Origin of the sequence: Palleronia pontilimi (assembly GCF_016412875.1) — a bacterium.
Taxonomy (GTDB): Bacteria; Pseudomonadota; Alphaproteobacteria; order Rhodobacterales; family Rhodobacteraceae; genus Palleronia; species Palleronia pontilimi.
Genome location: NZ_JAEKPD010000024.1, coordinates 38,355 through 49,324, shown reverse-complemented (window position 1 = coordinate 49,324; position 10,970 = coordinate 38,355). Strand labels below are relative to the sequence as shown.

Annotated in this window: 9 protein-coding genes; all 9 read right to left on the bottom strand. The window is 61.3% G+C overall.

What is annotated here, in order from left to right; all coding sequences use genetic code 11:
• Positions 1-269: 269 nt before the first annotated feature.
• The 9 genes from ILP92_RS16915 to ILP92_RS16875 all read right to left on the bottom strand — a co-directional run bounded on the left by ILP92_RS16915 (position 270) and on the right by ILP92_RS16875 (position 10,967).
• Positions 270-2,828 (bottom strand): cadherin-like domain-containing protein, encoded by a 2,559-nt coding sequence (locus tag ILP92_RS16915; protein ID WP_198917595.1) that lies wholly within the window; start codon positions 2,826-2,828, stop codon positions 270-272.
• A gap of 423 nt (positions 2,829-3,251) precedes the next feature.
• A complete protein-coding gene (locus tag ILP92_RS16910; protein WP_198917594.1) occupies positions 3,252-4,328 on the bottom strand; it encodes a DUF2793 domain-containing protein in 1,077 nt (358 codons plus the stop codon).
• A gap of 10 nt (positions 4,329-4,338) precedes the next feature.
• On the bottom strand, positions 4,339-8,307 hold the full coding sequence (locus ILP92_RS16905; protein WP_198917593.1) for a baseplate multidomain protein megatron: 3,969 nt from the start codon (positions 8,305-8,307) through the stop codon (positions 4,339-4,341).
• Positions 8,308-8,316: 9 nt separating this feature from the next.
• A complete protein-coding gene (locus ILP92_RS16900; protein WP_198917592.1) occupies positions 8,317-8,748 on the bottom strand; it encodes an NlpC/P60 family protein in 432 nt (143 codons plus the stop codon).
• On the bottom strand, positions 8,745-9,629 hold the full coding sequence (locus tag ILP92_RS16895) for a phage/gene transfer agent baseplate hub protein (protein ID WP_198917591.1): 885 nt from the start codon (positions 9,627-9,629) through the stop codon (positions 8,745-8,747). The genes ILP92_RS16900 and ILP92_RS16895 overlap by 4 nt, the downstream gene beginning before the upstream one ends.
• Entirely contained in the window at positions 9,626-9,766 is a 141-nt protein-coding gene (locus tag ILP92_RS16890; RefSeq protein ID WP_198917590.1) for a hypothetical protein, read from the bottom strand. The genes ILP92_RS16895 and ILP92_RS16890 overlap by 4 nt, the downstream gene beginning before the upstream one ends.
• Positions 9,756-9,986 carry a hypothetical protein gene (locus ILP92_RS16885; RefSeq protein ID WP_198917589.1) on the bottom strand — a complete coding sequence of 77 codons (231 nt, stop codon included), beginning with the start codon at positions 9,984-9,986 and terminating at the stop codon, positions 9,756-9,758. Before ILP92_RS16885 ends, ILP92_RS16890 begins: the two co-directional genes overlap by 11 nt.
• An 86-nt stretch (positions 9,987-10,072) precedes the next feature.
• Positions 10,073-10,303, bottom strand: coding sequence for a hypothetical protein (locus ILP92_RS16880; RefSeq protein WP_198917588.1), 231 nt, complete (start codon positions 10,301-10,303; stop codon positions 10,073-10,075).
• A 4-nt stretch (positions 10,304-10,307) separates the two neighbouring features.
• Positions 10,308-10,967 carry a lysozyme gene (locus ILP92_RS16875; protein ID WP_198917587.1) on the bottom strand — a complete coding sequence of 220 codons (660 nt, stop codon included), beginning with the start codon at positions 10,965-10,967 and terminating at the stop codon, positions 10,308-10,310.
• Between the last annotated feature and the right edge of the window lie 3 nt (positions 10,968-10,970).

Below are 10,970 nucleotides of genomic sequence, written 5' to 3'. Positions count from 1 at the left end.
ATTCCAGATCAAACCGGCCCTAACCGCGGGGGAAGGTCAGTGGGAAGCGGGCCTTCTCTGCAGCGGATGTGCATCACTGAAATACGAAGAGGGAGACAACCGCAATGTATTCCAACCTCTTTGCGGGTCCGCCCGCTCAATCCCTTTTACGACATTCTTGCCAAGACTCTGCAAGCACTTCATTCACAATGGCCAACAACCAATATCTAGATGATTTGCTCCATCGTCTGGCATTACAAGGCGAATGGATTAAGCTTCAATCCCATTTACTAAGCAATAAACAGACCTTCATCTGCAATAAACAAGAAGTTATCGACGGCATCGGGTGTGAAATCATCGCCATTTATGCCACGGAATTCTATAGATGTTTCACTATTCCATGTGATTGTAGCTACATCATCAAAGAAAAGGCCGCCGTCGATTATAACAACTTGATAATTGGTTGGATCCTGGAAGCCAATTAGTTCAATGCGATCTTCAGTCGGATCGAATCTGAGAACCGTGTCATGACCGTCCCCATCACGGAAAATCAGCGTGTCAGCTTGAATAGCCTGGAATAGATCGATCTCATCGTCTCCACCTAAACCAGCTATAAGCGAAGGACGGTCGATCGTATTGACGTCGATCTCGTCATTCCCATCCGTTCCAATGGCCGCTTGGTTCAACACAATATTGAAGAGCTCAATTTCTGCATCGTCTGGGTTCCCAACTCGCAGGCTTACGGCATCCAGTTTATCACCTTCTCCGTTCGCAAAATCATCTTTTGAACGAAGCCCAGCGTCAAAAAGAGCTCTGGCTGCCTCTAAATAGAGATTGGTTTCATGCCCGCCTGTGTCATCAGAAAACAGTCGAAGTATGTCCCCGCGCTGCTCAGTTCCTAGGCTAGACCAACGGATGGGATCGTTCTCAAAAGTGATGTTTAGGATCCGGGAATCGTCGGTTGAGATGGCGTCGTCATCCACGCCAGAGGGGGCGAACGCAAACGCATCGTACGTCGCACCGTGATCATCATCACCGAATGCATCCATGGCATATTGCACCATGCCCCCGCCAAGACTATGGCCAGAAAAGTACACTTGGCTAAGTCCATATTCGTCCAATATGGTAGGGATTGACGCGATTAGATCGTCAAAGAGGCGAAAATGGCTTGTCAGATCGAACCAGTCCTCAACATCAGGTGAATCAATCTCTTCCGGCAGGCCCCTTTCCACTGCACTGTCACGGATTTTTTCTAATCCTTTGCCTTTCCCGTTTGCATTTTGGATTGCGTTCCATGCGGCGAAAGGCCCAGTGAATTGCGATCCGCGAACATTCGCATCAATGCCAAATAGGGTCTCTCCGACATTGTTAAAAGTACTCTCATTATCGTTAGTTCCCCTGAAAGAAATGATGAGCGCATCGTCAGTGGTTGCCACCAACGCTGCAGCATTCTGGTTGACGAAAAACCCATTGTTATCAGTAAGCGTAGTATAATCGCCAAGCACTTCTAAGTCGGTGGAACCGTCAAAAAGCGCGTTATAGATGTTAGCTTGAGCTTCACGAGTGGCAATATCTGCAGGATTTCCAAGATCGATTAGGTCGGGTGCTGTTTCAGGATCACGATTTTGCTCAATTGGTGCATATACAGCAGCCGAAAGTTGCATAGCCGTAAGCACGTTGAAGTCAAAGGATGGTTCTTCCATACCTTCGGCTACATTTATAGTGACAGTCTGGGCAAAGGAAACTCGCCCATCATTATCTTGGGCGCGATACTTGAAACTGGTTTCGCCGACGAAGCTCCCCGCCGGAGTGAAGACGAAGGATCCATCGGATGCGAGTTCGAGCACTCCATCTGATGCGGGTACATCAGTTTCAAGCAAGGCTCCGACGATAAAGCCATCGTCGGTGTCATTTGAAAGGATGCCATTCTCAACCGCGATGACAATCTGGGTTTCGAAAGCAGTTTCATAGTTGTCCGCGACAACTGAAGGTGCCTCCGTCACCACACGCGTTGGTGGATTCGTAATCAGCGCGGCAAAAAAGATGTTGTCGTCACGGGAGGGGTTGTTCGTGGTGACTTGGATCGATGTGTCGCCAGCTTCCACAAATTCCGTAAGATCATACAGTTCATCATCGAAAGTGGGCTGAACAGATGATCCGGCATTAGGGTCCGGGTTCGTTGGATCGTCGTCGAGGCCGCCAATTGTTATCAGTCCGCCGTTGCCATTCGCTCCATCGTCCTGACCGCCAGCGGACGTTGTCAGAAGTTCACCGTTCACCGTGACTACAGAACTTTGGGTTGATGGTTGAAAGCCAAAGCCAATTCCGAGCGATAACTCAGCTCGGAATGTGTCCGCATCCGGATCGGTGATGGCTTCATCAAACTGAATGGAAAAACTGTCACCGCTGGTATCGCTGAAGCCATCCAGTATCGCAACCGTTCCGACCTCGAGGTCCGGGTTCTCATAGATAACAACAAGAGCGAAACCATCGATCGCCGAACCGGAAAGCTGGCTCGTTTCAAACATGAACCGTTCGAGATCTCCGTCCCCAACAACCTCTCCTACCAAGGCGGTCACGTCAGAGCGGTAAGCAGTCAGCTGCAATGCAGCGTCATTTGTTCCGAGGCTGACGAAATCGTCCACAACCTGAGACGACTCTCCGCCGGTCAGTGTGACGGCGATGTCCTGTTCGCCTGTAAAGGTCGTCGCGTAGAGAAACGCCTGAATAATAGTAGAACCCTCGGGTACCTGCACATCGATTGTGCCGCCGCCGGTCAAGGATCCGCTTGTCGCGTCACTCGAAATGCCAACGTTGCCGCTGTATGAAACGTTTGGTGACAGTGCCATCAATATTATCCTCAAAAAACCGCGCAAACAGAACGCTTAATTTCAGTCGCGCAAAAAAAAATTTAGTTTGCCAAGCCGCCGCTGGCCAACTGCAAAAATGTTAGAAAAGCCCCTACTCGAATCACATCCCCTCAAACTAGGGTCTTTGAAGTGGATTGAAAAATCAAGTTACCAGACGATTGGCCGACATAAGTTTCATGAGACTGCTGTAGCGTTTTCGAAATATTTGAGCGATTAGCCACCCCTTACTGCCATTCGTTGCGACGAGGACCAAACTCTGCTCCAGGCCAATCGCGTCGGTGACGACGCCCGTGGCTTCGCAATTTCGCAACGGCGGCTATCGCGGGATCCTGCGGCTTCCGAGCCGCGCCTCCTTTAAACATCTCCCGCCTATGTCGATGGCCTGCACAGACCTCGCGTGCTTCAACCGACTTTGCAGCCCCAGAAGGACGTGTGATCGGCGGCGAAATAGCCGTCCGCCACCCGGAAATACCCCTGCAGCTCGACGGTGTCGCCCGCGGTCAGCGGCACCATGGTCTGAAGCCAGATCGCGGTGGCGAGCGAGACGTGGGTGGCGGAGATTTCCCCGAGGGAGCCGCGGATTTCCGTCGTGCCGTTCAGGACGAGCCGCCCGCGCATGCGGGCCGTGGCGCTGGCGTTGATCTTGTAGAGGAGCGTCGCACCGAACAGGTAGGTGCCGTCGACCGGGGCGACGAAGTGGTTGTTCGCGGCGTCGAACGCGCTCTGATCGTTGTAGTCGGTGTTGTTGAGGGCGATCTTCGTCCAGGTCCCGACGCCGACATAGTTGTCGAAGTTGGTGTACGCCTTGAAGCGCGGCAGCCGGGGCTGGTCGACGATGCCGTTGGCGTTGTCGACGCTCAGCCCGTCGAAGAAGGTGCTGCCGTCGGCGGAGACTGCCAGCCGGAAGCGGTCCGAGCCGAAGAGGCCGACCAGCGCCTTGGTCACGAAGCCGGTCTGGAGGGTCAGCCCGAGATCGTCGCCTGCGGCCTCCTTGTTCATGGTATAGAACAGATCGCCGGTCCCGCCTTCGGCCACGGTCTTCGCGGTCCAGAGCGCCGCGTTCAACTTGGCAGAGAACGGGTTGGCGGCATCGGCTGTCGTGCCGAGTCCGAGCAGCGCAAGGTTCTGCAGATCTGTCGGCGTGGTGCCAATCCAACCCGCGCCATCGTAGACCAGCAGCAGCCCCTCGTTCTCAACCCATGCACGCCAGCCCGCCCGGGGCGGCAGGCGCAGCCAGGTCCCATCCGTGAACAGCGCCACGTTCATGTCCCAGCCCACCCAGTCGCCGGTGGCGCCCGAGCCGACGATGTAGCGGTCGCCATCGGCGGGGCTCCCGGGCGGCACGGTCATGTCGCGGTCGAGGACGGAGAGTTGCACGAGCCCGTCGAGAAGCCGCAGGGCCTCGTTGTGGGTGACATGCTTCTGGGCCTGCGCCGCCAGGATGTATGGCAGAGCCAAGTTGGTCGTGGCGTCGGACATGGTGGTCCTTTCAGAAGGTGAGCGTGACAGTTTTGGCCGTACCCCGCCCGATCAGGGCGGAGAGCTGGGAGATGCGGACTGTCAGCGTGTCGCCGGGCGTGAGCAGCGCACCCAAATCGGCCATTTGCTGGGCGGCCGTGTAAGTCGCACTGGTCGTGGAGACGGTCAGTACCCGCTTCACCGTGGCACCATCGAGGATTTCGACCTCATAGGCTTCGACCTCCTCGAAGAGCGGCACCTCGACGGCACCCCAGTTGTCGGCCGCGAGGGCACGGGACCTCCGTGTCCAGCGGATCGTCAGATCGCCGGGCTTGCGCGGCCTGCGCCATGGCTGTTCGACATGAGCCACCGAGAATGGCTGCAGACCCACGCCTACCGGTGTGAAGGCGCGCGCCACGTAGGTCTCGTCGCTGACAGAGCGGCTTGCCGGGCCAATGCGCCAGTTCCACGGCAAGCCGAGATCGGCCTCTGCGATTGGCAATGAAGCCAGCGCCTCGTCCAACACCACCACCCTCGCGCCCGCCACAGCTGGATTTGCCATAGCTGCTTCCGTGCCGCGCTGGCCGCGCAGGAGCCGCGTAAGTTGATAGCGGCCCGGTGCAATAAGCTCTGCTGTGCCCGCCTGGACAATTTCCCAGCCACCTGACGCGGTCTCGATGGCGAGCGCATTTGCACCGCCGAGCAGCGTCAGGTCGGTGATGCTTTCTAACGTGCCGGAGAGCAGATCGATCACCAGCGCATTGCCGAGATCGAAGCGCGAGGTCGGGCCTGAATAGAAATCCGAGACCAGCGTCCCGATCCGGGCGCGGCCGCCAAATGTCATCAGTAGCTCAAACCCGTCCGTCGATGGGCTGCGGAACACCGCCATCTCGCCCGGCCAGGGAGTGGCATGGGCAGCGATGAACGGCCGATGCGCGGGCTGATCCTCGGTCAGCTGTGGCAGGTCCATCAGAAGCACTTCGGGTTCGCCGAACACTACGGCCTTCGAGAGTGAGGACGGTCTTGGCGATCCGGGCGGAAGGTCGTGGGCTTCCCGGTCCTGACGAACGGCCTCCATGCCACGCGCCTCTGCGTCGGCGATGGAGACCAGCCGGAGCGGAACTTGGCGCCCGTCATGGGCCAGAGTCACAACATCCGCCGGATCCAGCGCCAGCCGTGAGGGAGGCAGGCGAAACGCCGCCGTTTCCCGCCCGGTCCAGGCTTCCATCAGCGCGCGGCGGCAGCGCCGTTCAGCTTCCTCTGGCGGGACTGCCATCGGAAAGCTCTCCGAGGCAATCCGGGTTGTGTCCACGGTGATGCGTCGCGCCTCGACAAGGGCGGCATCGTAATCCTCATCGGCGCGGGCCACCTGCCACTTCAGCGCCTGCGGCAGTTCGGTTTCCTGCGCACGGGTCAGTTCCAGAACGTCGCCGTCGCGGGCGGCCACCAGATCTTCATGTGTCACACTGGTCACCGCTGCGCGCCCCCGCATGACAAAGCGGATCACGCCCTCGGTCTCGACCGCGTCAAACCCGAAATGCCTCGACAGCGTGGTGATCGAGGCGCGCGGGCTTTCGAGCGCACCAATCGCATAGCCCTCGACCGCACCCCAGAGGCCGGAGACGTCAATCCGTGACTCGGGCATCCCCGCCCGCATGCAGAGGTGCCGAACGAGTGCGGCCAGCGATACCGCTCCGAGCCGCCCCGTCAGCCAGTGACCGAGCCGCCAGTTCGCGCCATCGGTCCAGACGTCTGTAAGTGCCGGAAAGAACGGATACGGCCGCGCGTCCCAGGTCCAGGCGGCGCATTCGGGCACGTGCACCATTCGGCCGCCGTAAACTTCGGACAGCGGGTTGTTCGTCGGGGTGCCCCACCAGAGGTAGGTCGCCTCGAGATAGGCGCGCTGGATGGCGTCATCGCGCCAGCCCCGCGAGAAATGCGGCGTGAAGCTCTCGGACGACTTCAGGTCGAAGAAGACGTTGGGCTGGTTGGTGCCCCGGTCGATGGCAGGACAGCCCAGCTCGGTGAACCAGATCGGCTTGGACTGCGGCACCCATGCCGTCGGCGTCCCGCTCTCCACTCCGCCCGGGCGGTCATAGTGCTGGTTCGACCACCAGGCGCGCAGATCCTTGTAGCGGAAGACCCATGGCTTGCTGGCCGCGCCATCGGTGATCTGCGTGCGCACCTGCGCGGACCGGTCGGCAGGGCTGGCATAGAACCAGTCGAAGCCTTCGCCGCCCGCGATGTTCGCTTGCAGGTAAGCGCGATCGTAGATTGCGGGCCAACCCTCGGCCGCATCTGCATGCTCGAACCCGTCGCGCCAATCCGACAGCGGCATGTAGTTGTCGATGCCTATGAAATCGATCTCCGGATCGGCCCAGAGCGGATCGAGGTAAAAGAACACGTCGCCGCTGCCGTCGCCCGGCTGGTGTCCGAAATACTCGCTCCAGTCGGCCGCATAGCCGATCTTTGTGCCCGACCCGAGGACGGAGCGGACATCCGCGAGCAGGTCCTGATACGCCTGCACCGCCGGATAGGTGCTGGCACCCGAGCGGATCGTCGTCAGTCCCGGCATCTCGGTTCCGATCAGGAACGCATCGACGCCGCCCGCCGCTTCGCAGAGATGGGCATAGTGCAACACCATGCGGCGGAGACCCCAGTCGCCTGCCGCGCCGGTCCACGAAACCGACTGACCCGAGACACTGAAGCTGGCGGGCGTCGCCGTGCCGAACAGTGCGGACACCTGCGAGGCGGCCGTGGCGGACTTGTCCACCGTCCCGGCATATCCCGCAGCCGGAGAACAAGTGATCCGCCCCCGCCATGGAAAAGCGGGCTGGCCCGTCTCCGCGGCGTTGTCGGTATAGGGGTTCGGCAGCGTATTGCTAGGCGGCACGTCCATCAGGATGAAGGGATAGAAGGTGACGCGCAGTCCACGCGCCTTCATCTCCTGAATTGCCTGCACCACGGCGAAATCGGCGGGCGTGCCACCATAGACAGGGCGATCCTGATCATCGCGGCTGACCAGAAAGGCATTGGCCCGGCTGACGCCATTCACGGACCATGCCGACGGCGTGGTCGATTTGGCGGTGACCTCGACCCCGGGCCGCACCTTGCAATTGCCTGCACGCAGATCATCACCGAACCAGGCAACCACCAGCGACACGCTCTCGACCTTCGGAGTCATGGCTTGCAATCGGTCCAGCGCCAACACCATGTCAGCGGTATCGGTCAACGCGTTGAGGTTCTCGGGCTCCGACGACCCGCCACCGCCCTTCCGGATGCCCTGCGTGGCATAGGCGAATTCGCCGGATGCCGGGATCATGGTGACGGCCCTCACGTTGCCCTCCGCCGTGTCCGGATCGGCGAGTGGGCGGAAGACCTCAAGACTCAGTTGCGGGATACGGTTGCCGTAGTTCCCGAGCGGCAGGTCCTCGAAAACGACATAGGCCGTGCCGCGATAGGCGGGCGTGTTGGCCGCGCCCATCTTCGCCGAAATGAACGGATCGGCCGCCTGGTTTTCGTCGCCCGGATACCAGCGCCAGGTGATCCCGGCGGTATCGAGTAGCTTGCCGTCGGCCCAGATGCGGCCAATGCCCGTGATCGGGCCCTCGCAGAGCGCTACCGCGAAACTCGCATAGTAGAAGTATTCGGTGGTTTTGACCTTGCCGCCACCCCCGCCGCCCTTGCCGCCGCCCTGCGTCGTGGTCTTTGTCTCCTCGCGAAAATCCGTCGCCCAGATGATGTTGCCGCCAATCCGCATGCGGCCATAGAGGCGCGGAATCACTGCCCCTTCAGTGGCCGAGGTGATGCGCAGGTTGTCCAGTCGCGCGCCTTCGATCCGCTGGGTCGGCGCGAGCGACGAGATGATCCAGCTGTCGACGACCGATCCGATGGTGGAGCCGATGAAGCCACCAATTGTGGCGGCACTGACGCCGAGGATTGCGCCGCCGATACTGCCGCCAATGGCGGCACCTGCTGCACCGAGAACGAGGGTTGCCATGTGGGGATCTCAGCGTTGCGGAAACAGGAAGGCGAAGGCGATACGCCGCCGCCAGGATGGTGTGAGCGGTTCCTCGATCACGCCGAGGCGCTCATAGGCGTGGAGGAAATTGTCGGGCCCGATCAGGATCCCGACATGCTTGGCGATGGCGCGCGGCATCATGCGAAAGAGTACCAGCGCGCCCGGGCCAGCCTCAGAAGGTGCGATTTCCGGCATCATCCTACGCGCGCCCTCTGCCAAAACCTCACACGGGCCGGTCTCGCCCCAGTCGCGGCTGTAAGGCGGGATCGGGAACGGCTCTGGCCCGACCACCTCGCGCCATATCCCGCGCGCGAGCCCGAGGCAGTCGCAGCCGACGCACCGGAGACTGGCCTGGTCGTGATACGGCGTGCCCAGCCATGACCGCGCTGCGGTGATGACGCGATCGGGGTCGGCATTCACAGCACGGACCCCTCGTGCCCGCCGTCCTTTGTGGCGTAACGCAGCACAGCATCCTGGCCGGGGATGTGCGGGAAGCCACGAAAGTTGGCGGTATTGGCGAACTTCGTGCCACAGGTCTCAATGCGCTTGTCGCAGCCAGCACGGATGGTGAAAGCGTCACCGCCTGCGATGGAACGCACCGGCGCTTCGAGCAGCGTCAGCACTGCGATGCCGTCAGTCAGGTCATGTGCGATGATCTCTGCCCGCCGCCCCACATTTGCGCCACCGATCCATTCGACCGTGCCGAAGGTGAACCAGCCAGAGGTAAAACTGCCGAGTCCCGAGGCGGTAAAGGCCCGATCACGCAAGGGATCGATGGCAGCGCCCGTGCCCTTGAAGGCGGGATCTTCAAGATCGACGCCGCAGCGGGCATCCCCGAGTGCCGCGTCGCAAGTCGCCTGGAAGTTCCGCCCCACAGTCTGGCCCAGCACGTGCGCGAGCGAGCGCACCTCGGCGACGAAGGCGAGCCGCCCGCGCCGGATCTGGCCAATCGCGCCGCGCCGCATCAGCACCCGCTGGCCCGTGTCCGCCCAGTTCACCCGCCAGACCTCGACCTCGGCATTGTCCCAGCGGCCGTCCAGGATGTCGGTCTCGGTGATGCGGTCAGAGGTAAGCACACCTTCGGCGTCCTGTGCATCGACCGACAGATCAGATCCCGAGCGAACCTCGGAGGCGGTCAGCCCGCTTTCCGGCTCGAAGTTGGTGCCATCGAAGCTGAGCGTCCGGTCGTGGTCGGTGAAACCGAAACTCGCGCCGTCCGCCCGCGAAATCCGCCAGCACCAGGCGAGCGTGGTGGTGCCATCGTCGAGATGGGCTTGAAGTTCGGGGGAGAGGGATTTCATCGGCAGGTTCCCGTCATGCGGTCGTCGAGATCGGCGATCCAGTTCGCCCAACCGCTCGGCACCTCTGCGACGGTCTCGGCAGCAGGCCGGGCCAGCCGCGCTTCGCCGTAGGAGGCGCAGCCAGCATCACCAGGCATTGTCGTTGTCGCGCAGCCTGTCAGCAGGAGCGCCAGCATCGCGCCCGTCGCGAACCGCCTTGCGTCCGGCGTCCATCCGGTCAATCTGATCGCTTCGTGCATCTTGATGGGCCTCCTCTCGTCCAGTGCGTTTGCCTTCCGCGCGCCCCAGCAGGCGGCCAAGGACGACGCCCCCGACCGCACCCAGAGCCGCGATCAGCCAGATCAGGAGCTCAGCCATCGTTCCGCTCCCCGCGTGCCGCCGCGACGCAGAGGGCGACGATCAGCACGCCAAGGCAGCCGCCCATGACCAGACCTGCGAGGAACTCAAGCATCGCCCTGAAACCCGCGCTCGAGCCGGTCGCGCAGGCCGATCAGGCCAAGCCCGAGGAACATCAGCCCGGCCGGGGATGCATCGCCAGAGCCCGCCAGCAGCGCGACCAGACGAGACAGCTCGGCAAGTGAGCCGGTGGCGGGCAGCAGGATAGATGCCACGCCGGTAAGAGCGGCGAGACACCCCGACCACCAGGTCAGGGAATTGGGACGGATATAGCGCATGGGATCAGGTCCTCCGGATCAGTACAGAAAGAAGGGTGCTCAGCCGAGCGAGCCAGCTGGTCTCTCTGGCTGGCGTGGATGGGATAATGAGTGGCGGTGGCGTGAAGGCCGGGCGCAACAGCGCCAGCGCCTGATCTTCGCTCAGGCGTCGAACGGGTCGGGAGAAGTCGACGCGTCCCGATCGGTCCACCGCCCAGACCGGGATCGTCCCACCCGGATAGCTGCCATCCCGAAACAGATCGCGTTCCGCCTCGCGGCGCGGAATGATCGCGGCGGGCTTGCTCCATCCCATGAAGGCCTGCGCAGCCGCCTCGCGGTCGCCTGCGATCAGATGGCGGGTCAGCATGGCACGCGCGATACCGCCGGTGTTGTAGTGAAAGCTGACCAGCGCATCGAATTCATGCGGTGCCAATTGGACCTTCACGGCCCGCCGCACTTCGGCCTCGCAAGTCTGAATGTCGCTGCGGAACAGCCGGAATGCCTCCCGGATCGCAGCATCGAGATCGGCGGGCATCCCGCGCGGCATACTGATCGGATCAGGCGGCCCGGCGGCGACGGTATGGCCGATGCCGAAGGTCCAGACGTTTTTCACGTCCCGATAGGGCCCGGGCACGAGACCTTCGTGCCGGGCGAGGGCCAGAAGGCCCCGGTCTGTCATCTGCATGGT

Bases quoted from the DNA above. Each gene is read 5' to 3' on its own strand.
- ILP92_RS16890 (WP_198917590.1), bottom strand. From the start codon at position 9,766: ATGCCTGGTGATGCTGGCTGCGCCTCCTACGGCGAAGCGCGGCTGGCC.
- ILP92_RS16915 (WP_198917595.1), bottom strand. From the start codon at position 2,828: ATGGCACTGTCACCAAACGTTTCATACAGCGGCAACGTTGGCATTTCG.
- ILP92_RS16885 (WP_198917589.1), bottom strand. From the start codon at position 9,986: ATGGCTGAGCTCCTGATCTGGCTGATCGCGGCTCTGGGTGCGGTCGGG.
- ILP92_RS16880 (WP_198917588.1), bottom strand. From the start codon at position 10,303: ATGCGCTATATCCGTCCCAATTCCCTGACCTGGTGGTCGGGGTGTCTC.
- ILP92_RS16875 (WP_198917587.1), bottom strand. From the start codon at position 10,967: ATGCAGATGACAGACCGGGGCCTTCTGGCCCTCGCCCGGCACGAAGGT.
- ILP92_RS16895 (WP_198917591.1), bottom strand. From the start codon at position 9,629: ATGAAATCCCTCTCCCCCGAACTTCAAGCCCATCTCGACGATGGCACC.
- ILP92_RS16910 (WP_198917594.1), bottom strand. From the start codon at position 4,328: ATGTCCGACGCCACGACCAACTTGGCTCTGCCATACATCCTGGCGGCG.
- ILP92_RS16905 (WP_198917593.1), bottom strand. From the start codon at position 8,307: ATGGCAACCCTCGTTCTCGGTGCAGCAGGTGCCGCCATTGGCGGCAGT.